This is a genomic window from Pseudomonas sp. BF-R-30 (genome assembly GCF_019956175.1).
GTDB classification, from domain to species: domain Bacteria; phylum Pseudomonadota; class Gammaproteobacteria; order Pseudomonadales; family Pseudomonadaceae; genus Aquipseudomonas; species Aquipseudomonas jessenii.
Genome location: NZ_JAHBDE010000002.1, coordinates 82,174 through 107,414 on the forward strand (window position 1 = coordinate 82,174; position 25,241 = coordinate 107,414).

Annotated in this window: 19 protein-coding genes; 9 read left to right on the forward strand and 10 right to left on the reverse strand. The window is 61.5% G+C overall.

Going from position 1 to position 25,241, the window contains the following annotated elements:
* Positions 1-150: 150 nt before the first annotated feature.
* Together KGB20_RS01240 and KGB20_RS29000 are read left to right on the forward strand one after the other, a co-directional pair.
* The gene (locus KGB20_RS01240) at positions 151-438 is read left to right on the forward strand and encodes a PilZ domain-containing protein (protein ID WP_154910473.1); all 288 of its coding nucleotides are present in this window, start codon (positions 151-153) and stop codon (positions 436-438) included.
* A gap of 90 nt (positions 439-528) precedes the next feature.
* Entirely contained in the window at positions 529-6,399 is a 5,871-nt protein-coding gene (locus KGB20_RS29000; protein ID WP_263293041.1) for a beta strand repeat-containing protein, read from the forward strand.
* A 202-nt stretch (positions 6,400-6,601) separates the two neighbouring features.
* Here KGB20_RS29000 and KGB20_RS01255 read toward each other — a convergent pair whose 3' ends face one another.
* Positions 6,602-7,312: an alpha/beta fold hydrolase gene (locus KGB20_RS01255; protein WP_154908881.1), complete on the reverse strand. Its 711-nt coding sequence runs from the start codon at positions 7,310-7,312 to the stop codon at positions 6,602-6,604.
* On the reverse strand, positions 7,302-8,213 hold the full coding sequence (locus tag KGB20_RS01260; protein ID WP_154908882.1) for a LysR family transcriptional regulator: 912 nt from the start codon (positions 8,211-8,213) through the stop codon (positions 7,302-7,304). Before KGB20_RS01260 ends, KGB20_RS01255 begins: the two co-directional genes overlap by 11 nt.
* Before the next feature lie 121 nt (positions 8,214-8,334).
* Between KGB20_RS01260 and KGB20_RS01265 the strand changes: the two genes are divergently transcribed.
* The 3 genes from KGB20_RS01265 to KGB20_RS01275 all read left to right on the forward strand — a co-directional run bounded on the left by KGB20_RS01265 (position 8,335) and on the right by KGB20_RS01275 (position 10,051).
* A complete protein-coding gene (locus KGB20_RS01265) occupies positions 8,335-9,045 on the forward strand; it encodes an AzlC family ABC transporter permease (RefSeq protein WP_154862303.1) in 711 nt (236 codons plus the stop codon).
* A 5-nt stretch (positions 9,046-9,050) separates the two neighbouring features.
* A complete protein-coding gene (locus KGB20_RS01270) occupies positions 9,051-9,338 on the forward strand; it encodes an AzlD family protein (RefSeq protein WP_263286826.1) in 288 nt (95 codons plus the stop codon).
* A 74-nt stretch (positions 9,339-9,412) separates the two neighbouring features.
* Positions 9,413-10,051: a LysE family translocator gene (locus KGB20_RS01275; protein WP_154862304.1), complete on the forward strand. Its 639-nt coding sequence runs from the start codon at positions 9,413-9,415 to the stop codon at positions 10,049-10,051.
* Between the two features lie 218 nt (positions 10,052-10,269).
* Here KGB20_RS01275 and KGB20_RS01280 read toward each other — a convergent pair whose 3' ends face one another.
* Together KGB20_RS01280 and KGB20_RS01285 are read right to left on the reverse strand one after the other, a co-directional pair.
* Positions 10,270-13,662, reverse strand: coding sequence for an Ig-like domain-containing protein (locus KGB20_RS01280; protein ID WP_154908883.1), 3,393 nt, complete (start codon positions 13,660-13,662; stop codon positions 10,270-10,272).
* A gap of 379 nt (positions 13,663-14,041) precedes the next feature.
* Entirely contained in the window at positions 14,042-15,115 is a 1,074-nt protein-coding gene (locus KGB20_RS01285; RefSeq protein ID WP_154908884.1) for a sensor domain-containing diguanylate cyclase, read from the reverse strand.
* A 173-nt stretch (positions 15,116-15,288) separates the two neighbouring features.
* Between KGB20_RS01285 and KGB20_RS01290 the strand changes: the two genes are divergently transcribed.
* Positions 15,289-15,627: an FKBP-type peptidyl-prolyl cis-trans isomerase gene (locus KGB20_RS01290; RefSeq protein ID WP_154860172.1), complete on the forward strand. Its 339-nt coding sequence runs from the start codon at positions 15,289-15,291 to the stop codon at positions 15,625-15,627.
* Positions 15,628-15,630: 3 nt separating this feature from the next.
* Here KGB20_RS01290 and KGB20_RS01295 read toward each other — a convergent pair whose 3' ends face one another.
* Positions 15,631-16,662 (reverse strand): D-cysteine desulfhydrase family protein, encoded by a 1,032-nt coding sequence (locus KGB20_RS01295; RefSeq protein ID WP_154908885.1) that lies wholly within the window; start codon positions 16,660-16,662, stop codon positions 15,631-15,633.
* A gap of 261 nt (positions 16,663-16,923) precedes the next feature.
* Here KGB20_RS01295 and KGB20_RS01300 point away from each other — a divergent pair, with 261 nt between their 5' ends.
* Entirely contained in the window at positions 16,924-17,199 is a 276-nt protein-coding gene (locus KGB20_RS01300; protein ID WP_057715220.1) for a metal/formaldehyde-sensitive transcriptional repressor, read from the forward strand.
* Between the two features lie 13 nt (positions 17,200-17,212).
* Positions 17,213-18,133 carry a CDF family Co(II)/Ni(II) efflux transporter DmeF gene (dmeF, locus tag KGB20_RS01305; RefSeq protein WP_154908886.1) on the forward strand — a complete coding sequence of 307 codons (921 nt, stop codon included), beginning with the start codon at positions 17,213-17,215 and terminating at the stop codon, positions 18,131-18,133.
* A gap of 11 nt (positions 18,134-18,144) precedes the next feature.
* Here the strand turns inward: dmeF and KGB20_RS01310 are convergent, their stop codons facing one another.
* A complete protein-coding gene (locus tag KGB20_RS01310; RefSeq protein WP_154908887.1) occupies positions 18,145-19,254 on the reverse strand; it encodes a cytochrome P450 in 1,110 nt (369 codons plus the stop codon).
* A 78-nt stretch (positions 19,255-19,332) separates the two neighbouring features.
* Between KGB20_RS01310 and KGB20_RS01315 the strand changes: the two genes are divergently transcribed.
* The gene (locus KGB20_RS01315) at positions 19,333-20,097 is read left to right on the forward strand and encodes an ArsR/SmtB family transcription factor (protein WP_154860169.1); all 765 of its coding nucleotides are present in this window, start codon (positions 19,333-19,335) and stop codon (positions 20,095-20,097) included.
* Between the two features lie 159 nt (positions 20,098-20,256).
* On the opposite strand, the gene KGB20_RS01320 is transcribed toward KGB20_RS01315, so the two are convergent.
* The 4 genes from KGB20_RS01320 to KGB20_RS01335 all read right to left on the reverse strand — a co-directional run bounded on the left by KGB20_RS01320 (position 20,257) and on the right by KGB20_RS01335 (position 25,241).
* Positions 20,257-21,276, reverse strand: coding sequence for a branched-chain amino acid aminotransferase (locus tag KGB20_RS01320; RefSeq protein WP_053158498.1), 1,020 nt, complete (start codon positions 21,274-21,276; stop codon positions 20,257-20,259).
* A 242-nt stretch (positions 21,277-21,518) separates the two neighbouring features.
* The gene (gene lpdA, locus KGB20_RS01325) at positions 21,519-22,901 is read right to left on the reverse strand and encodes a dihydrolipoyl dehydrogenase (protein WP_057715215.1); all 1,383 of its coding nucleotides are present in this window, start codon (positions 22,899-22,901) and stop codon (positions 21,519-21,521) included.
* Positions 22,902-22,904: 3 nt separating this feature from the next.
* Positions 22,905-24,182, reverse strand: a complete 1,278-nt coding sequence (locus KGB20_RS01330) for a dihydrolipoamide acetyltransferase family protein (protein WP_057715214.1) — start codon at positions 24,180-24,182, stop codon at positions 22,905-22,907.
* Positions 24,183-25,241 (reverse strand): alpha-ketoacid dehydrogenase subunit beta, encoded by a 1,059-nt coding sequence (locus KGB20_RS01335; protein WP_154908888.1) that lies wholly within the window; start codon positions 25,239-25,241, stop codon positions 24,183-24,185.

Consider the following 25,241-nt stretch of genomic DNA (forward strand, 5'->3'; position numbering starts at 1 on the left):
TTGCAGCCTGTAGCTTTTTTCTATAGCGCTTCAGTCCCCCCTCCCATGACATTTGTCCCATAAAACACTGTTTTCATGGGTGATTGACTCCCAGAAAAAAAGGGATAGCGCACTCATGTAATAAACAGCGGCCGTTTTTAGACTGCAGTCATGAGAGACGCACACCGAATTGAGCCCCGTGAACAAGTCACCCTGTCGCTGCAACTGATCGGCGGGGGCAAGGGTGTCATCCGTGACATCAGCGCCTCCGGTTTGTATTTCGAAACCGATAGCGAGCAGCAGGTGGGTAGCTTGATTGACTTCGAGATTGAACTCGACACGCCCGGCGGCCCCATGAAGTTCAAGGCGCAAGGACAAATCGTGCGCATTGAACCGCTGGGCGGCAGGGCCGGGGTGGGCGTGAAGCTACTGGCCAGCCGGCTGGTACCGGTGGAGTGAAGTGTTCGTGGGTTGAGGACGAATCGGCTTGCGGCTGTTGGTGGCCCACAGCGGTTTTTTGCTTTGAAGTGACATTCTTGGGAGAAAGACATGGCTAGCACCACCACTACCAGCGGCGGAACCATTACCTCGTTTTCCAACACGCCGCAGGCGAAGGATGACGTCTATACCACCACTGAAAATCTGCTGGGGGTCGTGTATTGGGACGTCATGTCCAATGACCTCGGCGGTAACGCGAAGACACTCTGGTCACTCGACAACGCGGACAGTCTTTCTACTGCCACCAAGACGTATGCGCCGGCCGACCTCCTGACCCAGGATACGGCGAGGGCTGAGGCGACGAGTTCTGACACCAGTTCGAATGGTGCAAAGATCTGGATCACCTCGGACGGTAAGGTCGGCTACGACGCCGCTACTTTCTCCTCTGCTTTCAAGGCACAACTCCAGGCGCTTGCTGTTGGCGAGCTCCTGACGGACAGCTTTACCTATGCGATGCGCCTCGGCAACGGAACGCTAAGTTGGGCCACCGCGACGGTGCAGTTTTCGGGCGTGAATGATGGTGTGACGATCAGCCTCGGCGAGCAGGCCGGCACGGTAACCGAAGACGCCGACACCACTGCGAGCACGACCGACTCGCTGACGGCCAGCGGCACGATTGTCTTTAACGACGTCGACCTCAATGACACGCACATGGCGACGTTCACGCAGGCGGGGGGCAACGCTACTCATCTTGGTACGTTCATGCTCTCGCCGGTAAGCGAAGCAGCGAACGCGGCCAACGGTTCGGTGCAATGGACGTACAACCTGAACAATGCGGCGGCGCAGTACCTGGCCCAGGGACAGACAGTAACCGAAACTTACCTGGTCACCATCAGCGATGGTCAGGGTTCGTCGGTAACGAAGAATGTGACCATCACTATCACCGGCACCAACGACGCGCCGACGGTGACGGCGGCAGAAATCGAAAGCGGGGCGGTGACCGAAGACGGCACCACGGTGGCCAGCGGCAGCTTTGCCTTCGGCGACGTAGACCTGGCCGATGACGCACATGTGGCCAGCGTGAGCGCGCCGTCCGGTGCGCTGGGTACGCTGGTGGCCAATGTGAGCGACGAGAGCACGGGCGACGCGGCGGGTAGCGTGAGCTGGACCTATACGCTGAACAACAACGCGGCGCAGTACCTGGCCGAGGGCCAGACCAAGACCGAAGTGTTCACGGTGACGCTGACCGATGACTTCGGGGCGACGGTGACCAAGAACGTGACGATCACCCTGACCGGCAGCAACGATGCGCCAGTGCTCAGTTTCGCGACGGGCAATGATGCCGGTGCGGTGCAGGAAGACACCGCGCTCACTGTGAATGGCCAGTTCAGTTCGACCGACATCGATCACGATGCCACGGCGACCTGGAGCATTGCGGGTACGGATACGGGCATCTACGGCTCGATCGCCGTGGACAACACCGGCAAGTGGATTTACACGCTGGCCAATGGCACCAATGGTGTCGCCAGTGCGGTTCAGTCGCTGAAGGTTGGCGAGAGTCATGATGACGTGTTTACGGTGCAAGTCAGAGACGGCCTGGGTGGCGTGGACACCCAGTTGGTGACCGTCACCATTACCGGCAGCAACGACGCGCCAGTGCTCAGTTTCGCGACTGGCAACGATGTTGGCACCGTGAAGGAAGACACTACCCTTAGCGTCGGAGGCCAGTTCAGCTCGACCGACATCGATCACAATGCCACGACCAGCTGGACCATCAATGGCTCGCCAACTGGAACCTACGGCTCGATCGCGGTCGACAGCAGCGGCCAGTGGACGTACACCCTGGCCAACGGCACCGATGGCGTTGCCAGTGCGGTGCAGTCGCTGAAGGCTGGCGAGAGTCACAACGAAGTGTTCAGCGTGCAGGTCAGCGATGGCCTGGGCGGCGTCGACACCCAGCTGGTGACCGTCACCATTACCGGCAGCAATGACGCGCCAGTGCTCAGTTTCGCGACGGGCCGTGATGCCGGTGCGGTGCAGGAAGACACCACGCTCAGCGTGAGTGGCCAGTTCAGTTCGGCCGACATCGATCACGACGCCACGGCGACCTGGACCATCAATGGCTCGTCAGCCGGCACCTACGGCTCGATCGCAGTCGACAACAGCGGCCAGTGGACCTACACGCTGGCCAACGGCACCGATGGCGTTGCCAGTGCGGTGCAGTCGCTGAAGGCTGGCGAGAGTCACAACGAAGTGTTCAGCGTGCAGGTCAGCGATGGCCTGGGCGGCGTCGACACCCAGTTGGTGACCATCACCGTCACTGGCAGCAACGACGCGGCCGTGCTGTCCTCGGCCAGCGTTACGCTGAGCGAAACCAATGCACCGCTGACCACCGGCGGCAGCCTGACCATTAGCGATATCGACAGCCCGGAAAGCTTCCAGGCGCAGTCCAACACCGCCGGCATCTACGGCCAGTTCTCCATCGGCACCGGCGGTGCCTGGACCTACGTCGCCAGTTCCGCCCACAACGAGTTCGTCGCCGGCACCACCTACACCGACAGCTTCCCGGTGAGCAGTGCCGATGGCACCCTCACTTCGGTCACCGTGAATATCCTCGGCACCAACGATGCGGCCGTGCTGTCCGCCGACATCGCCAACCTCACCGAGACCAATGCCGCCGCCGACATCTCCACCAGCGGCACCCTGACCATCAGCGACGTCGACAGCGCCGCGACCTTCGTCCCGCAGACCGACATCGCCGGCAGCTACGGCAAGTTCTCCATCGGCACCGGCGGTGCCTGGACCTACGTCGCCAGTTCCGCCCACAACGAGTTCGCCGCCGGTACCACCTACACCGACACCTTCCCGGTGAGCAGTGCCGATGGCACCCTCACTTCGGTCACCGTGCATATCCTCGGCACCAACGATGCCGCCGTGCTGTCCGCCGACATCGCCAACCTCACCGAGACCAATGCCGCCGCCGACATCTCCACCAGCGGCACCCTGACCATCAGCGACGTCGACAGCGCCGCGACCTTCGTCCCGCAGACCGACATCGCTGGCAGCTACGGCAAGTTCTCCATCGGCACCGGCGGTGCCTGGACCTACGTCGCCAGTTCCGCCCACAACGAGTTCGTCGCCGGTACCACCTACACCGACACTTTCGCGGTGAGCAGTGCGGACGGCACCCTCACTTCGGTCACCGTGCATATCGCCGGCAGCAACGACTCACCGACGATCACTTCCAACGGTGGCGGTGCAACGGCTTCGATCAACGTGGCGGAGAACACCACGGCGGTCACGACAGTGGCGGCGACCGACGTTGATCTTCCGGCGCAAACGCTGAGCTACAGCATCTTCGGCGGAGCGGATGCCGCGAAGTTCTCGATCGCTTCAGGCACAGGCGTACTGAGCTTTGTCTCTGCGCCCAACTTTGAAGCACCGACAGACTCGGGAGCGAACAACGTCTATGACGTGATTGTGCGAGCATCGGACGGCACGCTGTTTGACGACCAGGCGATCGCGGTAACCGTGACAGGCGTCAACGATAACTCCCCGGTGATCACCTCCAACGGCGGTGGTGCGACGGCTTCGATCAACGTGGCGGAGAACACCACGGCGGTCTCGACAGTGGCGGCGACCGATGCTGATCTGCCGGCGCAAACGCTGAGCTACTCGATCCTGAATACGGCCGGGACGGACTTCAGCAAGTTCTCGATCAGTTCGAACGGGGTGTTGACGTTCAATTCGGCGCCCGATTACGAGAATCCCCAGGATATCGGTGGCGCCGACGGTGACAACGCCTACGTTGTGGACGTTCAGGTGGCCGACGGCAATGGCGGAACCGACACGCAGACCATTACGGTAAACGTGCAGAACGTCGTTGAGACGCCAGTTGATACCGTAGCGCCGACGGTGACCTCCATAACCGTGCTCACAGCGTCAGGGGCACAGACACAGCTAGGGAACACCGGCAGCGGCACAATAACCATCACGTTCAGTGAAGCTGTGATTAACTTCGATATCAGTGATTTCAGTGTCACCGCAGGCCGCGGAACCCTCAGCAACTTCTCCGGTAGCGGCACTACTTATACAGTGGACTTCACCAGAACCGACAATGGATCTGTAAAAGCCAGCGTTGCAAACACCTACACGGACTTGGCTGGTAATACGGGTGTTGCGTACACCTCTAACGCAAATCTCCCGGCAGGTGTGGCTGGCGAACCCATCAATCTAGCCCTCAACGTTCCGTCGGCCGATATCAGCGGCCCAATAACGGTGGCCATCAGCGGTGTTCCCTCAGGATGGACGTTCAATGCAGGAACCAACAACGGCGACGGCACCTGGACCGTGCAGACCAGCGATCCCGGCGCATTGACTGTGACAACTCCAAGCGACTTCGCCGGTGCGTTGGTGCTCGATGTCAACATGCACTGGAGCAACAGCGACGGCAGCACCGCAAGCGCCTATGTATTCAACAACGTCGAAGTCTATGCCCCGGGCGCACCGATCTTCGCTTTGTCCGCTGACGACAACCTGACCGGTTCGTCCGGTGCCGACACCTTCGTCTTCGCCCAGCCGATCGGCAACAATCAGATCTACAGTTTCGATGCCACGGCAGACAAGATCGACATGATCGGCTTCACGGGCGTCACCGGCTTTGCTGACCTGAGTATCACTAACGACGCCAATGGCAATGCATTGGTCAGCATAAGCTCGGGCCAGACGGTCACCCTGAAAGGTGTCGATGCCGTGGACTTGAGCGAAGCGAACTTCCAGTTCGATGTCGATCCGCTCACCAACAACGCCGGCACCCTCACCATTGCCGACGGCGCGATCATGCCGTTCGGTGGCAGCATCCATAACAGCGGCACCATCGAGCTCGGCTCCACCGGCAACGAGACCAGCCTTGAGATTCTGTTCCGTGGCGCGACCTTGACCGGTGGCGGCCAGGTGCTGCTATCCGACAATGCGCAAAACGTGATTTTCGGCGGCAGCGCCGACACGGTGCTCACCAATGCCGACAACACCATCTCGGGTGCCGGTCAGTTGGGAGCGGGGCAGATGATGGTGGTCAACTCAGGCCTGATTCATGCCAGCGGCGTCAATGCGCTGCTGATCGATACCGGTAACAGCGCCGTCACCAACACGGGGGTGCTGCAAGCCAGCGGCAGCGGCGGATTGGTGATTGAAAGTGCGCTGGTCAACAGCGGCAGCCTGTGGGCGAACGATGGCAATATCACCATCCACGGAGATGCCCAAGGCGGGGGAAGCGCGACTATCAGCGGTTCGGCGATGCTGGAATTCGGTGCTGCCTCCGATCAGCATGTGACGTTTGACAGCGGCGCGGCAGGCACGCTAAAGCTTGATGTGTCGACGGCGTTCAGTGGCAGCGTCAGCGGTTTTGCCGAGGGTGACACGCTGAACTTTGGCGATATTGCGTTCGGCGCCAATACGCAGATCACTTATGCAGCGAATGACACAGGCACCGGCGGCCTGCTGATCGTGAACGACGGCGCGCATGCGGCGCAGGTCGCGCTGAATGGCCAATACGCGGCGGCGGGTTTGCAGGCGAACGCCGAGGGCAGCGGCAGTGAACTGGCCTACGATGCAGCGGCGGCAAACCACAGGATGCTCGGCGGCCTGGCCAACGACACTCTGGTCGGCGGTGCGGGTGACGATCTGTTCCTCGGCGGGCTGGGCAACGACACGCTCAACGGCGGCCTCGGCAACGATACCTTCGCGTTTGCTGCCGCAGGCTTTGGCAACGACTCGATCCAGGACTTCGGCGTCAATCCGGCCGGAGGGCAGGACCTGCTCAATATCGCGGGGCTGGGGATCAGCAGCGAGACGTTCGCTGCCAACGTGAGCATTGCGGCTGACGGGGCGGACACGCTGATCGGGATCGGAATGGACTCTATTCGCCTTGTCGGTGTCAGCAGTGCAGGTATCGATCAGGCGGACTTTATTCTGGCGGTATGATGCATTTGCTACTGGCCGAACGTTGCTACGCGGTTGCAGGCCCCATCGCGGATAAATCCGCGATGGGGCCTGTGCGAGGTATTCTCAAGAGCCTCGATTTTGGTTGACTGACTTCCTCAGCGCGTGAAGCGGGCATCCCATCGAAGTCAGCAAACCGGTTTCGATGCCCATCTCACTCTGGGCCGCTCGTAAACTGGCACGACTACTTCGTTACCACTGTTGCAGCCAGCCACTGCGACATCAACCGTGCCAGCGTTTCGGGTTGCTCCAGCGGGACCATATGTCCCGATCCTTCAATCATCTCCAGCCGTGCTCCCGGGATCTGCACACACAACTCCTGTGCCTCTTCTGCCTGCCTCAGCCCGTCCTGTACAGCTGCAATGATGAGAGTCGGGCACTGGATTTGGTCCGTTGGCACATCCGCTCTATCCAGCAAGGACTGAGTGGCAAATGCCGCATGCCCCATGCGGGCGCTCATATCTCGAATTCTTCCAATCAGGGCCATGTCATTAGCTCGTTGCGGATGCACCGACTTCGCGATAGTCGCGAAACTCAAACCACGAAATTGTCCTTGTGCCGAGGCGTCGATGGAGGCTTGCTTGATCCGCCGCTGCTCGGGCGAGTCTGCACGTAACGAGGTGGCGATCAGGACCAAGGCAGCCACGCGATCAGGGAACTGCTGCACGAGTGATCTTGCTACATAGCCACCGAGGGAAAAACCTACGAGGATAAACCTTGGCGGTGCAGACGATGCAATGTGCTGCGCGATCTGCGCGATAGTCTGTCCCTCAAGCAGGTGGGCAAGGTGAATATCCTGAGTGGATGGCAGGTGTTCAATCACTTCATCCCAAAGCGTTTCGTCGAGCATGAAGCCGGGAATCAGTACCCATGGCAGAGCACTTTCAGAGGACATGTTTGTCACCCCCAGGGACGTGGGTTGGTCCATCGCAGAGTGGGTCGCGCAACGCCCCGGCAACATGTACGTACAGCGCATCTACAGCGCGTGAGCCTGTCGAGTCTCGGCTTCGGGTCAACACGACTTCCGCCACCGGCAGTTCCGGCAGACCGTGCCGAGTATCCAGCACCTTGAGATGTGCCGGGAGGCTGCAACGAGTTACCACGGCCACCGCCAGGCCACTTTCCATCACCGTCAATTGGCCGCTGACATTGGGGCTGTTGTAGACCACTCGGTACTCACGCCCCAACCCCGAGATAGCGGCCAGTATTGCCGTGCGTAAACGTTCGCTGAGCCCGTGCACGGCGATCGGCAGCGGGTTGCGCTTCCAGGCTTCATGTTGCTCGGCGCCGCCCCATACCAACGCTTCCCTGAACAGCAGTTCGCCCCGTGAAGGGCCGTCGCGGGTGACGAGGGCGAGGTCGATCTGGCCGCGGTCGACCTTTGCCCAGAGGCTTGCGGAGTCTTCGCAGACCAAGGTGACCTCGACCTCGCCGAAGCGGGTCATGAAGCTGCGCAGGGCCGGCATCAGGTAGGTCATGGCATAGTCATCCGGCACGCCCAGGGTGACGCGTCCGGAGACCGCGCCTCCGTGCATCGCATCAACCATCGTCGAATGGGCTTCGAGCAGCTTGCGGGCGTGGCCGAGCAGGTCATACCCGGCAGGGGTCAACGTCAGTTGCCTCGGTTCGCGTTTGAACAGCGGTCGACCGAGGCTGTCCTCCAGCTTCTTCAACTGCATGCTCACCGCAGACTGGGACCGGGCAACCTGACGCGCCGCCGCGGTCATGGAACCGGTATCCACGACTGCCAGGAACGTGCGCAACCAGTCGATCTGCAAATCCTTGGAATGAATCATTGTATTCAGACATTCGATAATCGAATGCATTGTATAACAGATATTCGCTTTTCTGGGTGATCCAGTGCACTCACACTTGTCGCCACAACGACAGCAATAGCGATGCAGTGAGCAGCCGCCAATGACACACCCAAACACCAGAAGCGAGATCCTGCGAGGGGCGAGGGACGCACTCCCGGTCATGTTCGCGGTCGCCCCCTATGCCATGGTCCTCGGTACGCAAGCCTCCCAGGTCGGCCTGTCACTGGTTGAAGTGGGTGCCATGACCGGCCTCAACTTCGCCGGCGGTTCGGAGTTCGCCGCCATCAAGCTGTGGGCTTCGGTGCCACCGATGTTGACGATCGTGCTCATCACCCTGCTGATCAACAGCCGTCATATCGTCATGGGCGCGGCGCTGGCGCCTTATCTCCAGCACTTGCCCAAACGCAAGGTGATCCCGGCCTTGTTCTTCATGGCGGACGAGGGCTGGGCGATCAGCTATGCCGACACCCTGCGGCGGTCTTCGGCCCAGCAGCAAACGGCCTTCAGCTGGCCCTACTACTGGGGCGCTTGCTTGCCTTTCTACCCCGTCTGGGTCGGTTTTGCCTTGATCGGCGCAGCGATCGGACCGGCACTGGGCAACATCGAAGCCTATGGCTTTGCCATGGCCTTCCCGGCGGTCTTCATCGTGCTGCTCAGGGGTATGTGGAAAGGCTCGCGGTTGGCCTGTTCCTGGTTGATCAGCCTGCTGGTCGCGATCCTGGTCTACCTTACGGTGCCCGGCGCCTGGTTCGTGTTCGCCGGCGTCATCGCCGGGATGTTGTTCACTTACCTGCGGGCGATGGAGTCGTGATCAGCATGGCAGCTTTGCTGACGATTGTGGGCATGGCGTCAGCCACCTATGCGACACGCCTGACGGGTTATCTGCTGCTGCGCAAACGCAAGCTCGGGCCGCGTGCCCGCGCGGTAATGGAGGCAGCACCGGGGTGCGTGCTGATCTCGGTGATCGCTCCACACTTTGTCTCGCCTCATCCTGAAGAGTTGATCGCATTGGGCATCACACTGGTTGCAGCGTGGCGCTTGCCGATGCTGTTCACCGTCGCGATTGCTGTGGGGTCGCTGGCAGGGCTCCGATTGCTCCTGTAGGTGAAGAGTATTTTGCCTCATCAGGCAACGAAACCTTCGGTAGTATGCCCTCAATTTTCTACGAGCCTGGAACCATGGACCCGAACACTATGCTGGCTTTTACCCTGGTCGCCGCGATTGCCATCGCCAGCCCGGGGCCTGCGACATTGATGGCGATCAACAACAGCCTCGCCCATGGCCAACGCAGCGCGATGTGGTCCTCGCTGGGCAATGCCAGTGGCCTGTTCTGCCTGTCGGCGGCTGCGATGCTGGGGCTGGGGGCGCTGCTTGCCAGCTCCGAAGGGTTGTTCAACATGGTAAAGATCGTCGGCGCCGGGTATCTGTTCTACCTGGGGGTGAGGCAGCTGCTCAACAAGACGCCGCTGCTGGCTGATGGCATTCAGGAGGGGCAGAGCCTGCGGCCCACACGCCTAAAGCTGTACAGGTCGGCTTTTTTTACCGCGCTCTCCAACCCCAAGGCGACTCTGTTTTTTACGGCGCTGTTCCCGCAGTTCATCGATCAAGGCGCAGCTTTGTTCCCGCAATTTCTGATCCTGACCGCGATCTTCATGGCGCTCTCAGTGTCGTCGTTGAGCCTGTATGCCGCGCTGGCCTCGCGCGCCAAGGGCGTGCTGGTACGACCCGAACTGTCCCGCTGGGTTAGCCGGGTGGTGGGGGTAACGTTCATCGGATTTGGTGCTGCCATTCTCGCTATACGCAGGCAGTCGGCCTAAGACATGAGTGTTGATGAATGACCGCTTCAGCCGATTGCTGCCTGTCCTGAAGGTCTGCAACCGACCCATAACGGTCATTTGTCCGCCGACAATGGAAACTCTGGCTCCGAGCTACAGCTTGAAATGCCGGTCTTCTGGAGATTTGACAGCCAGGTAAGTTGTCAGTTTTTTAGCAAGAGGGCCCCAATGAGGCCCTCATCGCCAACGCCTGGTTGTACTCAGTTCGCCTTTATCGGCACCGTCACGGTTTTGCCGAAGGCCGATTTGATGGTCGCCGTCGGGCCAGGCGACGGGCCACTGCCGGCGGTGGTCACCGCTATGTTCCAGCGCGCGCCTGTGGCTGTAGGCGTCAGGACGGCGGCGCCAAGGTTCACCGTACCGGTTGTGGTCGTGGCCGTCGCCGTGATGGTATTGCCCGTGCCACGGGAGGTGGTGCCGGACAGGACCCAATACCAGCGGCTGTTGCTGCGGGCGGTGACGGTGGCGCTGGTGACGATCAGGTTCTCGTTGATTGGTGCCGAGACCGCCACGGACACCGTCGCCGGTGCCGACTCGGCGCCCTTGGCATCGGCGGCCCTATAGGTAAAGGTCGCGGTGAACGGCGCAGGGACCGTGGCCGGTGGTGTGTAGGTCACGCGCAGGCCATCGGTGCTGACCACGCCCTTGCCGGAGTCCGGTTGCTCCAGCCCCACCACTTTAAGTGGCACGTTACCGTCAGGGTCGCTGTCGTTGGCCAGCACGTTGATGATCACCGGTTGGCCGGTGTTACTGATGGCGTTGTCGGCGTTGGCGACCGGTTTTTGGTTATCGGGGTCCTCGACACGTGTATCGCCAGTGCGGAAGGTCGGCAGCGCGGCGGAGTTGACGTAGTTGACGCCGTCCCAGCCGGGCAGGGGGGTTGGCATCAACTGGAACTGGCCGGGGTGCTCGACATCCCAGCGCAGCAGCATGGAGGTGTCCTCGTGCTGGGTATTGTGGCAGTGCTCCATGTAGGTCCCGGCGAATTCACGGAAGCGGATCGCCATTTCCACGTCCTGCGAGCTGTCGATGCCCTCGCCGATGCGATAGATGTCCTTGCGTGCCCATTTTTCCCATTCCGGTGGTGCCATGCCGTCGCGCTTGAGGACGATCCCTTCTTCGAAGTGCACGTGCACCGGGTGGTTCCAGCCGTTGCCGCCGTTCCTGATTTTCCACACTTCCAGGGTGCCGTCACCGGAGAACCCGGCAGCGGTCGGACCGTTGGCCAGTTGCGGAGCGGCACTGATGACTCGAGGGTCCATCTGGTAGCCTAAACCGCCGTCGGTCTTGATCGTCCAGGGGGCTTCGTCGGTGCCATCGGAGCGGCCGAAGATGAACTCGCGATGGCGCGCCAGTTTCAGTTTGGCCTGCACCGTCGGGTCGTCACGGTTCAGGGTCAGCGGAAGCATGGTTTTACCCATCGCCTTGCCCGGCTTGGCGGGTTCGTAGTCGGCGGGGTTCATGCTCACGTCCTGGCCGGCATAAGGCTGTACCAGCAGTTGCAGGAACTTGCCCACCACCGGGTCGCCGGCGTCCCACTCCAGCCCTTTGCTGCCCAGCTTGAGCACCGCTTTGTACTTGCCGGACAGGACATCGGCCAGGCTCGGCGGCAAACTCTCCGGCCCCTTGCCGTCGTGGTGCTCCATCAGGTTGACGAAATACAGCTTGTCGCCGGTGCTGATCCCGTTTTTTGCGAAGTTGACGATGATGTCGTAACGCTCGGCGATGCCCATGGTGGGCAGGATGGCGTTGTGGTCCTGCAGGTCGCCGTCAGCGTCCAGGTCCATGCTGCCGTCGAACGGCACGGCGTGTTCCATGAGGTTGCCGTCGTTGGCGATCAAGTGGAACGGCACGCGGGTATAGGACAGGCCGGAACCTGTCGGGCCGGGGAATTCGCCACCGGTGCCGACGATTTCACGCACCAGCGCGATCTTGAAGTAGCGCGACACCGAGCCGTTGAGGATGCGGAAACGATAGCTGCGCGCCCGTACCTTCAGGCGCGGCTGGTACTGCCAGTTGACCAGGAGCTGGTCGCCGAGAAAGCCATCGGTGTTGAACGGGTTGAACCACAGCTGGCCATTGGCGTCCCAGGCCTTGTCGGCCAGCAGCAGGTTGACGTCATAGTCGCGGTTGCCCCAGGGCAACGCCGAACCGCTGGGCAGGCGCAGGTTGACGCCGTCTACAAACGCTTCGTTACCGCGATCCATGGCGCTGTAGTAGTTCATCATCACCGCGTTGCCCTTGTAGACGTTCTGCGCGGTGAAATCGAGCATGTGGTCGTGGAACCAGTGGGTGCTCATGGTTTCGTGCCAGTCGCCACGGATCTTGATGCTGCCGTTGTCGCAGGTCTTGAGGCCCGGCGTGGCATCGTTGACGAACAGGGTTTCGCCCGGGGCGCAGGGGAATGCCGCGCGCGGATCCTGAGCGCTGGTGTTGATGGTGTCGTAACCGGCCAACTGGATCGGCCAGCGATAGTCGTAGTACTGCCCCGGAAAGAAAAACGCATTGGAAAATCCGTCGCTTTCGGCCGGGGAGTGACCGTTGTGTTCGTGGGTGCTGAGGGTGTGCAGGCCGAACCCCATGTTGGCCGACGGATCGATCGGCAGGGCGTTGTAGTGGCGCATCAGCACCGGTTGGCCGTACCGCACCATCAGCAGTTTTGGCGGAAAGGTGCCGTCGAAAGTCCAGAGCGCCTTGTGGTTCTGAATCGGCATGTTGGGGTGAAAACGGGTGTCGATACCTTTGGTGGTGCCTGTTATGACCGGGGTGTCCGAGGTCTGGTTGTAGAGCCCGCCCGGCCCGAATTCACCGACGGCGTAGTTGTGCAACTGCCGGCGGTCGCGCATGCCGCCGTTGAGCTTGGCGCCGGCTTGAGCGGTCTTGAAGGCGACCTGAGGGTAGAACTCGTTCCAGCGCTGGTGCGACCAGCCTTTTCCTGGCGGACGGCCTTCGGCCGGCGAGCCCACCGGATGGCGGTTGAGGAAGGCTTCGATCTGCGCTTTCCACGGGTTGCGGTCCAGCACGTTGGAATACTGCGCCGGAAACGGGTACAGCCCCGGCTGGCGCATGAAGGCTTCCAGCGCCGCGGCCGAAGGGCCGCTGCGGGCGATGTTGTTCGGGTCTTGCGTGGGCGCCGGGCCGACGATCGGAACCGGGAAGGTCAGGGTGGGCGGCGGCAGTGTCGGGTCGAGTTTTTCCGTGCCGAATTCTTCGAACAGCAGCAGTTGCTGAGTGTACGGCTGGGCCCCGAACAACGGGCTGGGCTTGCCGTTGGTGGGGATTTTGAAGGATGTCTGCAGGGCTGGCGGCAGCACGTTGTCGGTCGTTGGCGTGGTGCGGGTGCCGTACCCACCATTGGGCAAGGCGATGGAACCCTGGTTGGCGGGTGGCATGGCCTTTAGGGCATCCAGCGCGGCCTTGAAGTCGGTCGGCGGATTGGTATACGCCGAAGGATCTGTTGGCGGCGGCGGGCTGACATCGTCAAGCGGTGCTGCGTTGACCGGGGACAGACTGAAGGTGATCAACAGTACAGAGCCTGCGCCCGAAACCCTTAAGGAGCGGAACGAATTGAACGGCGATGCAATGATTTTCATGAGGTTCCCCTCGCGACATAGCGCAACGGCGAAACCCGCCATCCCCGGTTGGTGACAGCATCTGCCTGCGTTGCAAGGGGCTATGCAACCGTCGGGCCATGGATGAGGAAGATACTGAGTAATAAGTAAGTTGTTTCAAAATGTGTCTTTTTGGTGAAGTGTAGGGTGGGGATATTCCTCAAACTAGGTGGTAAACACCCGGTTGAGTGGGTGTAGTCCCCCATTTATGGGAGTGGCGGCCCTGTTTCACCAACCGCTAGGGACTGCTTGCTCTGGGGCGACATGAATTCACAAAGGACCCGGCGCACGGTTCTTGCTGGGGCGGATAGTGGAGCAGGGGCATCGATAGGTTAATTGCATTGTTGGTATGCACGAAGCGCTATTCGCTGTGTGCCCGCACCAGGCTCTCGGTGCCCAACCGATACTGATTGTTCCCGCTGCGCTTGGCCTCATACATCGCCAGGTCGGCAATGTGCAGCAAGCGGTCGATGCTCGGCGCATGATCGGGGAACACGGCGACGCCGAGGCTGGTGCCGATGTGGCGCTGGTCGTTGCCGAGGGTGACGGGCGGGGAGAGTTCGACGAAGATTTTCTGGCAGATGGTGCGCGCTTCATCTTGCAGGCTTTTGCCTTGGGGCAGGTCCTGGAGGATGACCACGAATTCGTCGCCGCCGATCCGGGCGACGGTGTCGGTGCCGTGCAGGATGCGCTTGAGCCGCGTGGCGGTCGTGACCAGCACGCGGTCGCCGGCCGCATGCCCATAGCGGTCGTTGATGGCCTTGAAGCCATTGAGGTCGACAAACACCAGCGCCACCCGCGTGGCACTGGTGCGCGCCAACTCCAGGGCTTCGGACAGGCGCTCTTCGAGCACCAGGCGATTGGGCAGGCCGGTCAACGGGTCGTAATGGGCCAGGTGCTTGAGGTAGTTGGCCGAGGCCTTTTCTTCGGTGATGTCGCGCACAACGCCCATCATCTTGATCGTTTCGTCGTGGTCGTTCTTGACCACGTTGCCGGTTTCCCGCAGCCAGCGGATCGTTCCGTCGGGCCACACCACGCGGTATTCCTCATCATGGTTTTCGCCGGTTTCCAGGCAACGCAGCTCGCCGGCCCGAACCCTGAGCCGGTCTTCCGGATGCACGCAGGAACAGAACAGGGCGTAAGAGGGCGCCACTTCGCCGATCTTGAAGCCGAACATGCCGAAAATGGCATCTGACCAGTACAACCGGTCGGTGTCGACATCCCAGTCCCAGGTGCCGATACGAGCGAAATACTGGCTGCGCTTGAAGCGCTCGGTGTCGTCATCCTTGTGGATGTTCTGGCCTTCGGACAGGCTATTGATGATCGCGCGATACTCTGCCAGTCGCTTTTGCAGATAGCGTTCGCGCCAAGCCAGCACGACGATCAGGCTGAGCGTCATTGAACCAAGGAGGACGCTGGTCCAGAGCAGGTTCATTCGGGGGTGGCCATCAGGGCGGAGAACCGTACGGGTAATTGTTGATTATTTTAGTTCAGCAAACCGCTTTAAACGTCGCGCGCGGAGGCGGCAATGGTTGCCAATCGAGGACAAATCTGGGAAAACGGCGCGCATCAGGCCCTAGAGGGCGAGTGAGCATACGAGTGAAATCAATGAATGACGAGCTTCAGGTAATCGATCTTCAGGTGGGTGACGGAAAAGCCGCCGTAAAAGGCGCACTGATCACCACCCAGTACCGTGGCTGGCTGGAGGACGGGACCGAATTCGACTCTTCGTACAGTCGTGGCAAACCCTTCCAGTGCGTGATCGGCACCGGGCGGGTCATCAAGGGCTGGGACCAGGGCATCATGGGCATGCAGGTCGGCGGCAAGCGCAAGTTGCGGGTGCCGGCGCACCTGGCCTATGGCGAACGCACCATGGGCAAGATCACGCCGAACTCGAACCTGATCTTCGAAATCGAATTGCTGGAAGTGCTGACGCGGGATGATTGACCGTCAGGCCTGAAACGTTTCCCGGTACGCATACAGGCCGGGTGTTCCGCCGGTCATGATGAACAGCACATTGTCCCCGGGGACGAAGCGCCCTTGCTGCAGGTCGGCCAGCAATCCGGCAAACGCCTTGCCGGAGTACACCGGGTCGACCAGCAGGCCTTCGGCACGCGCCATCAGGCGTACCGCGTCTTGCATGGCGGCGGTTGGCAGCCCATAGCCGGTACCCAGCTGGCTGCCGTCAATCACCAGCTCATCAGCCCGCACCTCGGCGCTACTGCCCAATAGCGCCAATGTCTCGCGGGTCAGTTGCAGGGTTCTCGCCGCCGATGAGTCCTGGTCGGACAACACCGAGAACGACTTGACCACGGACGTACCCCGGCCCAGCAACCGGAAACCCGCCGCGAGCCCGGCATGCGTGCCGGCGCTGCCATTGGGTACCACCACTTGATTGAACCTGAGTTGCAGTTCGGCCTCTTGTTGGGCGATCTCCGCTGCGCAGCGGGCATAACCGAGGCTGCCCAGGGGCGTCGAGCCACCGGTTGGCAGCACCATGACCTTGTGCCCGGAGTCTCGAAGCTGCGCCGCCCTGGCCTCGGCTTTGGCCAGTGAGTCGGTACCGCCGGCAAACACCTGCATCTGCGCGCCGAACAACTGGTCGAGCAGCACATTGCCATTGAGCTCGTAATCCACCTCGGCCTTGGCCACGGCCCGGGTCAGGAACAGCTCGCAGGCGATGCCCAGCCGGGCGCACACTGCGGCGGTCAGACGGGCATGATTGGACTGGATGCCGCCCACGGTAATGATCGTATCGATTCCGGCTTGCAGTGCTGCGCCGATGTGGAATTCAAGCTTGCGCAGCTTGTTGCCGCCCGCGCCGATCAACATATGGTCGTCGCGTTTGAGAAACAGGCCGATACCCTGCTTGTCGAGGCCCAGCAGCTGTTCGAGTCGCGCAGCCCGCTGAATGGGTGTGGGACCTTGCAGCAGGTCTGCCCGCGCAAAAACACTCAGTGACTTGTCCAGTTGGGTTTGCATCGATCGAACCTCGTTGTTCACCATGATCCTGGTGACTCTATGGAGAAAGGCCGGCGGGATAAACGCACTGCCCGTCATGACTGTTTTAACCCGGTGTAACTAATCCAGCCGGGCAGCAGGGGGTGTTGAACCCAAATGCTCAGCGGCCAACCGGCCGGCGAAAATCGATGTCACGCCAAACCGACCGTCATCGGGTTGTGCCGTGCCAGGCTCCGCACTATCGGCGACCATAGGTGCCATATAGGGGTAGGGGGTATAGGTATGGCACACATTCACGAACACAAGGATGACTTGATCAAGCGGGTGCGGCGGATTGCCGGGCAGGTGGAAGCCGTGGAGCGAGCGCTTGAGTCCGATGCCGATTGCGCCAAGACCCTGCATCTGGTGGCCGCCATCCGGGGCGCGGTCAATGGTCTGCTGGAGCAGTTCATCGACGCCCATGCCCGCGAGCACGTGGCCCATCCGGACCTGAGCGATGAAGATCGCGCCCAGGGCGTAGAAGACCTGTTGCTGGCCATCCGTCGTTATGCCAAATAGAGGCCTGAATTCCATGACACTGACACCACAGGCTTCGCGCTTTTCTCACGACCATGTCTTTCTCGGCGCATCCCATGATGAAAACGCCCGACGCACCTTATGGGTGGTGGCGCTGACGTTTGTGATGATGATTGGCGAAATTGCCGCCGGTTACATCACCGGTTCCATGGCGCTGCTGGCCGATGGTTTTCACATGGCCACCCATGCCGGGGCCTTGGGCATCGCGGCGGCGGCCTATGGGTTTGCACGGCGCAATGCCAACAACGCGCGTTACAGCTTCGGCACCGGCAAGGTCGGGGATCTCGCGGGTTTTGCCTCGGCCATGGTGCTGGGGCTGGTGGCGATCGGCATTGCCGGTGAATCCGTTTATCGCCTGTTTCAGCCAACGACCGTGGCATTCACCGAAGCGACGGTGATTGCGGTGGTGGGGCTGGCGGTGAACATCGCCAGTGCCTTTTTGCTGGCGGGCGACCACGGCCATCATGGCCACAGCCATGAGCACGGCCATCATCACCATCACGACAACAACCTGCGCTCGGCCTATGTCCATGTGCTGGCCGATGCCTTGACTTCAGTGCTGGCGATCGCCGCGTTGCTGGCGGGGCGCTATCTGGGATGGGTGTGGCTGGACCCGGTGATGGGCATTGTGGGCGCCATCGTGATCGCGAAATGGGCCGTTGGACTGATGCGTGACAGCGCAGCGGTGTTGCTCGATGTCACGGATACACACGTCGCCGACGAGATTCGTGAACTGCTGGAGTCGTCGGACGATGTGCGCATCAGCGATCTGCATGTCTGGCAGGTCGGCCCCCAGGCGCGGGCCGCGATTGTCAGCGTTGTGGCGGCGGCCAATGTCAGTGCCGACACCATTCGCGAACGCCTGGCGCCGGTCCATGAACTGTCCCACCTGACCGTCGAACTCCGCGTTGCTTGAACGGCTTCCGGTCATTCACGGAACAGTGGAATCCGTCCATTCGTGGAGGGGCGGTATTCCCGCTTCAGATGGTCCAGTGTCGGCCTCATCGCCAGAAGCTGCTTGAGCGTGGCGCCTGCAATGCTCAACGCCAGCCGTTGCCCCGGACATTGATGGCGCCCCGCGCCGAAGGTGAAGCTGCGCCGGTTCGGGCGGTCGAGCAGGAAGGTGTCGGGGTTGTCGTTGAGCTGGGGGTCGCGATTGGCCGAGGCCAGCAGCACCAGGATCACGTCTGCGGCGTTCAGCCTCACCCCGTCAATTTCGCAGGGGGCGGCGACGAAGCGGCGGGTGTTCTGTACCGGCGGGTCGAAGCGCTGTACTTCGGCCAGCAGGTCTTCGACCGGGGGTGATTCGCTGCGCAACGACGGATGTTGAATCAATGCCAGCACGGCGTTGCCGATCAGCCCGGCAGTGGCCTCGAAGGTCTGGGAGAACAGGCCGATCAGGTTGGCGATCAGGGTTTGCGGCGCGCCGCAGGCGAAGCGCTGGCCGATACCTGCAAGCAAAAGGCTGTGGTTGTACGGATCGTCGAGCAATTCGATGAAATAACCGCTCAATTGTTCGGCGGCAGCGTGGGCGGCGGTCAATTGTGCCGCGTCACTCAAGGGTGACAGACAGGCGACGAAATCCGCCGTCAACTCACTGATGGCGCGGCCCTGAGCCGGGGTGAACCCCAGCAACGCCGCCACCACGCAAACCGGTCCGCGAAACATGGCGTTGTACAGGCCAGCGGCATCGGCGGTCATCAATCGGGCGCTGACCAGGGCCTCGACTTCCCGCGCATCGATCAACTCCAGCCCCGGCACAATCGCCGATCGTGGGCAACGCTGGCGTTCACCTTCATTCATGCGCATCAATTGGCCGAACACCTGGCCGGCCATGCCGTCGGCGATCGCCTTGGGGACTGGCTCCTGCGCGGGGCGAACGTGGCAATCGGGATGCGCCAGCACGGCGGCCACCGCCCGGGCGCTGCTGGCCACCCACATGTTCAGCCCCGGATGAAAAGCCAGCCCACCGTCGGCACGCAGTTGTGCGTAGTAGGGATAAGGATCGGCATGGGTCGCAGCGATGATCGGGTCCATGGGCACAGCCTTTGGTTGTTGGAAAGTGTTGCTACTATCTCCAGTCCGAAAGGGCATTGATTCGTCCGGGAGCGAAATATGAGCGCAGAACAACACGACATCGGCGTCTCGCAGGTGGCGGCAGCCATCGCTGAGCCGGCGCGGACGAAAATCCTCTGTTCGCTGATGGACGGTCATGCCCGCACCAGCACCGAACTGGCGGCGGTGGCCGAAGTCAGCGCGTCGACCGCCAGTGCCCACCTGGCCAAGCTCAAGGAGCTGGCGCTGGTGCGGCTGCACGTTCAGGGGCGTCATCGCTATTACAGCCTGGCGGACAAGCGCGTGGCCCAGGCCCTGGAGGCACTGATGGTGATCGGCCAGAACACCGCGCCGAGCTTCCGGGCACGGACCCCGGATCGCCTGCAATTTGCCCGCACCTGTTACGACCACATGGCGGGAACCCTGGCCGTGCTACTGCATGACCGGATGCTTGAAGCGGGCTGGCTTGAGGAAACCGACGAACAGGCCTATCGCTTGAGCGACAGCGGTACGGCAATGTTTCAAGGGCTCGGGATCGAGACGCAGGACTTGAGCACCTTGCGCCGTCGTTTCGCCTGTCCGTGCCTGGACTGGAGCATGCGTCGGCCACATCTGGGTGGGTCGCTTGGCGCGGCGTTGCTGCAAACGGCGCTCAAGCGCAAGTGGGTGACCCAGGATCTGGACAGTCGGGCGTTGGCGTTGACGGCGTTGGGGCGCAAGGAGTTTGGAACGCGGTTTGGAATCGGGTTGCCGTTGGTGGTTGAGGGTAATGTCAACGTTTCGCAAATTGCCGCAGGTTCGGCGGAGTTCGGGAACATTCGCTGACTGACGAACGTGTATTCCGGTTGTTTCTGTGTTGAATGCAATGCCGTCATCGCGAGCAAGCTCGCTCCCACTGGGGAGTGGTGGGTTCGTCAGTACTATGCAAACAAAAAGCCCCCCATCGGTCACCCGATGGGGGGCTTTTGTGCGTCTGGCGTCAGGTCAAACCTTGACGATCCAGCCCGCTGGCGCTTCGATGTCGCCGGTTTGCACACCGGTCAGCTCTTTGTAGAGCTTCTGGGTGACCGGGCCGACTTCGGTTTCGCTGTGGAACACGTGCAGGTGGTCGTTGTAGTCGATGCCGCCAATCGGCGTGATCACCGCGGCAGTACCGCAAGCACCGGCTTCCTTGAAGTCGGAGAGCTTGTCGATGAACACGTCGCCTTCAACCACTTCCAGACCCAGGCGGGTCTTGGCCAGCTCGATCAGTGACAGACGGGTGATACCCGGCAGTACCGATGGCGAGTTCGGGGTCACGAACTTGTTGTCGTGGGTGATCCCGAAGAAGTTGGCCGAACCGACTTCCTCGATCTTGGTGTGGGTCATCGGATCCAGGTAGATGGCGTCGGCGAAGTGGGCTTTCTTGGCCTTGGAGCCGGGCATCAGGCTGGCGGCATAGTTGCCACCGACCTTGGCGGCACCGGTGCCTTGTGGCGCGGCGCGGTCGTAGCTGGAAATCTGGAAGTTGTGCGGGGTCAGGCCGCCCTTGAAGTAGGCGCCAACCGGAATGCAGAAGATCGAGAAGATGAACTCGGGTGCAGTGCGCACGCCGATGTTATCACCCACGCCGATCACGAACGGGCGCAGGTAGAGCGCGCCGCCGGTGCCGTACGGCGGAATGAAACGCTCGTTGGCGCGGACCACTTCCTTGCAGGCTTCGATGAATTGCTCGGTTTCCACCTGCGGCATCAGCAGGCGGGCGCAGCTGCGCTGCATGCGCAGGGCGTTCTGGTCCGGGCGGAACAGGTTGATCGAGCCGTCCTTGCAACGATAGGCCTTCATGCCTTCGAAGCATTGCTGGCCATAGTGAAGGGCAGTGGAGCCTTCGCTGATGTGCAGCACGTTATCTTCGGTCAGGGTGCCTTTGTCCCACTCGCCATTGCGAAAGTACGACAGATAGCGCTTGTCGGTCTTGATGTAGTCAAAACCCAGCTTGTCCCAATTGATGCTTTCGTTACCCATGACACCCTCTATCACTGAACAACCGTCGAAACGGTTCAAGGCTTCTGACGTTTTTTGGATGGGGACAACAATACTTCATTCTTGGGCTGTTTCGCAGCCCGGACTATCGGATGACGGACAGATAATTCGCGTTGACCTTGAGAATTCGCGAGCAAGACCGCTCCCACAGGGGAATGCATTCCAAATGTGGGAGCGGGCTTGCTCGCGAAGAGGCCATCACGGACACCAACGATCGTCCTGATTCACAGGTGCAATGCGTGGCCAAGGGCCCGCAACGCCGCTTCCTGCACCGCCTCACCCAGGGTCGGGTGTGCATGGATGGTGCCGCCGATGTCTTCCAGCCGCGCGCCCATCTCCAGGCTCTGGGCAAACGCCGTGGACAGCTCCGACACGCCGACGCCCACCGCCTGCCAGCCGACAATCACATGATTATCCCGACGAGCGACCACCCGCACGAAGCCGCTTTTCGACTCCAGGGTCATCGCCCGGCCATTGGCGGCGAACGGGAAGCTCGAAACGATGCAGTCCCAACCTGCGGCCTTGGCCTCGTCCGGGGTCTTGCCGACCACTACCAGTTCCGGGTCGGTAAAGCACACGGCCGCGATGGCGGTCGGGTTGAACTCGCGGGTTTTACCGCTGATCAGCTCGGCCACCATCTCGCCCTGGGCCATGGCCCGGTGCGCGAGCATCGGTTCGCCGCTCAGGTCACCGATGGCATACACGTTGCGCATGCTGGTCTGGCAGCGGTTGTCGATCTTGATCGAGGAACCATTCATGTCCAGGTTCAGCGCTTCGAGGTTCCAGCCCTGGGTGTTCGGCTTGCGACCGACGGCCACCAGTACCTGGTCGGTTTCCAGGTTCAGGGTCTCGCCGTTCGGGGCAAGTACTTGCAAGGTATTGTTAGAAGAATCAAAGCCTTGCACGCTATGTTTCAAGTAAAGCTTCACACCGAGTTTTTTCAGTTCGTCGTGCACCGGCTGAGTCAGTTCGGCGTCGTAGGCCGGCAGGATGCGTTCCTGCGCTTCCACCACGCTGACCTCGGCGCCGAGCTTGCGATAGGCAATGCCCAACTCCAGACCGATGTAACCACCGCCGACCACAATCAAGCGCTTGGGCACGGATGTCGGCGCCAGGGCCTCGGTGGACGAGATGATCGGCCCGCCAATCGGCAGCATTGGCAGGTTCACGCTTTTGGAACCGGTGGCCAGCACCAGGTGTTCACACTGGATACGTGTGTCGCCAACTTCCACGGTTTTGCCGTCAACCACTTTGGCCCAGCCTTGAACGACCTGGACCTTGTTCTTTTTCAGCAGTGCCGCGACGCCGGTGGTCAGGCGATCGACGATGCCGTCTTTCCATTCCACGCTCTTGCCGATGTCCAGGGTGGGCGCCGAAACGCTGATGCCCAGGGCCGAATGCTGGCTGTGGTGTTGCGTTTGATGGAACTGCTCAGCGACGTGAATCAGTGCCTTGGACGGAATGCAGCCAATGTTCAGGCAAGTGCCGCCCAGGGATTGGCCTTCCACCAGGATGGTCGGGATGCCCAGTTGGCCGGCACGGATCGCCGTCACATAACCGCCGGGGCCGCCGCCGATGATCAGCAGCGTGGTATTGAGGGTCTGCATGACTTACTCCACAAACAAGGTCGCGGGTTGTTCGAGCAAGCCACGGATGGCCTGGATGAAGAGCGCCGCGTCCATGCCGTCGACCACGCGGTGATCGAAGGAGCTGGAGAGGTTCATCATCTTGCGGATCACGATCTGGCCTTTGATCACCATTGGCCGTTCGACGATCTTGTTCACGCCGACTATCGCCACTTCCGGCAGGTTCAGCACCGGGGTGCTGACGATGCCGCCCAAGGCCCCGAGGCTGGTCAGGGTGATGGTCGAACCGGACAACTCGTCGCGGCTGGCCTTGCCGTTACGGGCGGCAGTGGCCAAACGGGAGATTTCAGCGGCGCTGTCCCACAGGCTGCGGGCTTCGGCATGACGCACCACCGGCACCATCAACCCGATATCCGCCTGGGTGGCGATGCCGACATGCACCGCGCCGAGGCGGGTGATGACCTGGGCTTCGTCGTCGTAGCGAGCATTGATCTGCGGGAAATCACGCAGGGCGACAACCAGGGCGCGGACCAGGAACGGCAGCAAAGTCAGCTTGCCGCGAGTCGCGCCATGTTTTTCGTTGAGGTGCGCGCGCAGCTCTTCCACGGCGGTGACGTCGATTTCTTCGACATAACTGAAGTGGGCGGCGCGCTGGGTGGCGTCCTGCATGCGCTGGGCAATCTTGCGACGCATGCCGATCACCGGGATCTGCTGCTCATCGGTACGTTGGGCATAAGCCGCCGCCACCGGTGCCGAAGCGTTCGACTGACCCTGGGCCAGGTAGGCGTCGAGGTCTTCATGCAGCACGCGGCCGGCGGGGCCGGTGCCACGCACCAGGCGCAATTGAATGCCGAGGTCCAGCGCATGCTTGCGCACGGCCGGGGAGGCCAGCGGACGCTCGTCGGCCTCGCGAGCAACCATCGGGCCCTGGCATACGGCAGCTTTCGGCGCCGGGGCAGCGACCGGTTTGCTTTCAACCACGGTTTCGACTTTCGTTGCTGCAACCGGTGCTTCTTTAACAACAGGTGCCGGTTGCGCCGATTCCTTAACGTTGCCCGCGCCTTCGACTTCAATGCTGATCAGCACACTGCCGACCGCCATGACTTCGCCCGGCTGGCCACCGAGGGCAATGACCTTGCCATGCACCGGCGACGGAATATCGACCATCGCCTTGTCGGTCATCACATCGGCCAGCACCTGATCTTCGACGACCATGTCGCCGACCTTGACGTGCCATACCGACAATTCAACTTCTGCAATGCCTTCACCAATGTCCGGCATTTTAATGACGTGCGTGCCCATTCAGACCTCCATGACCCGTTTCAACGCCGCGCCCACTCGGGACGGCCCTGGGAAATACGCCCACTCTTGCGCGTGCGGGTAAGGGGTATCCCAACCGGTGACGCGTTCGATCGGCGCTTCCAGGTAGTGGAAGCAGTGCTCTTGCACCAGCGCCGTCAGTTCGGCGCCGAAGCCGCAAGTGCGGGTGGCTTCGTGAACGATCACGCAGCGCCCGGTTTTCTTCACCGATTTGGTGATGGTTTCCAGGTCCAGCGGCCACAGGCTGCGCAGGTCGATGACTTCGGCATCCACGCCGCTTTCTTCAGCGGCCACTTGCGACACGTAGACGGTGGTGCCGTAGGTCAGCACCGTGACGTCCTTGCCCGGACGGGCGATAGCGGCAACGTCCAGCGGTACGGTGTAGTAACCGTCCGGAACCTGTGCGGCGGGGTGTTTCGACCACGGGGTAACCGGGCGTTCGTGGTGGCCGTCGAAAGGACCGTTGTACAGTCGTTTCGGCTCCAGGAAGATCACCGGGTCATCGTTTTCGATGGAGGCGATCAGCAGGCCTTTGGCGTCGTAGGGGTTGGACGGCATGACGGTGCGCAGACCGCATACCTGAGTGAAGAGTGCCTCGATGCTCTGGCTGTGGGTCTGGCCGCCGTAGATGCCGCCGCCGCAGGGCATGCGCAGGGTCATCGGCGCGGTGAACTCGCCGGCCGAGCGATAACGCAGGCGCGCGGCTTCGGAAATGATCTGGTCGTAGGCCGGGTAGACGTAGTCGGCGAACTGGATCTCCACCACCGGGCGCAGGCCGTAGGCGCCCATGCCCACGGCGGTGCCGACGATACCGCTTTCAGAGATCGGCGCGTCGAACACTCGCGAGGTGCCGTACTTGGCTTGCAGGCCTTCGGTGCAGCGGAACACGCCGCCGAAATAGCCCACGTCCTGGCCGAAGACCACGACGTTGTCATCACGCTCAAGCATCACATCCATGGCCGAGCGCAGGGCCTGGATCATGGTCATGGTGGTCGTGGTCATGGCGGTTTCCAGCTCGATATGGTTGTTGTGATCGTTCAT

What these genes read in the sequence shown, in the direction of transcription:
- KGB20_RS01240 (WP_154910473.1), top strand. Translation starts at nt 151, where the DNA reads ATGAGAGACGCACACCGAATTGAGCCCCGTGAACAAGTCACCCTGTCG.
- KGB20_RS29000 (WP_263293041.1), top strand. Translation starts at nt 529, where the DNA reads ATGGCTAGCACCACCACTACCAGCGGCGGAACCATTACCTCGTTTTCC.
- KGB20_RS01255 (WP_154908881.1), bottom strand. Translation starts at nt 7,312, where the DNA reads ATGTCCTCTGAAAGTGCTCTGCCATGGGTACTGATTCCCGGCTTCATG.
- KGB20_RS01260 (WP_154908882.1), bottom strand. Translation starts at nt 8,213, where the DNA reads ATGATTCATTCCAAGGATTTGCAGATCGACTGGTTGCGCACGTTCCTG.
- KGB20_RS01265 (WP_154862303.1), top strand. Translation starts at nt 8,335, where the DNA reads ATGACACACCCAAACACCAGAAGCGAGATCCTGCGAGGGGCGAGGGAC.
- KGB20_RS01270 (WP_263286826.1), top strand. Translation starts at nt 9,051, where the DNA reads ATGGCAGCTTTGCTGACGATTGTGGGCATGGCGTCAGCCACCTATGCG.
- KGB20_RS01275 (WP_154862304.1), top strand. Translation starts at nt 9,413, where the DNA reads ATGGACCCGAACACTATGCTGGCTTTTACCCTGGTCGCCGCGATTGCC.
- KGB20_RS01280 (WP_154908883.1), bottom strand. Translation starts at nt 13,662, where the DNA reads ATGAAAATCATTGCATCGCCGTTCAATTCGTTCCGCTCCTTAAGGGTT.
- KGB20_RS01285 (WP_154908884.1), bottom strand. Translation starts at nt 15,115, where the DNA reads ATGAACCTGCTCTGGACCAGCGTCCTCCTTGGTTCAATGACGCTCAGC.
- KGB20_RS01290 (WP_154860172.1), top strand. Translation starts at nt 15,289, where the DNA reads ATGAATGACGAGCTTCAGGTAATCGATCTTCAGGTGGGTGACGGAAAA.
- KGB20_RS01295 (WP_154908885.1), bottom strand. Translation starts at nt 16,662, where the DNA reads ATGCAAACCCAACTGGACAAGTCACTGAGTGTTTTTGCGCGGGCAGAC.
- KGB20_RS01300 (WP_057715220.1), top strand. Translation starts at nt 16,924, where the DNA reads ATGGCACACATTCACGAACACAAGGATGACTTGATCAAGCGGGTGCGG.
- dmeF (WP_154908886.1), top strand. Translation starts at nt 17,213, where the DNA reads ATGACACTGACACCACAGGCTTCGCGCTTTTCTCACGACCATGTCTTT.
- KGB20_RS01310 (WP_154908887.1), bottom strand. Translation starts at nt 19,254, where the DNA reads ATGGACCCGATCATCGCTGCGACCCATGCCGATCCTTATCCCTACTAC.
- KGB20_RS01315 (WP_154860169.1), top strand. Translation starts at nt 19,333, where the DNA reads ATGAGCGCAGAACAACACGACATCGGCGTCTCGCAGGTGGCGGCAGCC.
- KGB20_RS01320 (WP_053158498.1), bottom strand. Translation starts at nt 21,276, where the DNA reads ATGGGTAACGAAAGCATCAATTGGGACAAGCTGGGTTTTGACTACATC.
- lpdA (WP_057715215.1), bottom strand. Translation starts at nt 22,901, where the DNA reads ATGCAGACCCTCAATACCACGCTGCTGATCATCGGCGGCGGCCCCGGC.
- KGB20_RS01330 (WP_057715214.1), bottom strand. Translation starts at nt 24,182, where the DNA reads ATGGGCACGCACGTCATTAAAATGCCGGACATTGGTGAAGGCATTGCA.
- KGB20_RS01335 (WP_154908888.1), bottom strand. Translation starts at nt 25,241, where the DNA reads ATGAACGATCACAACAACCATATCGAGCTGGAAACCGCCATGACCACG.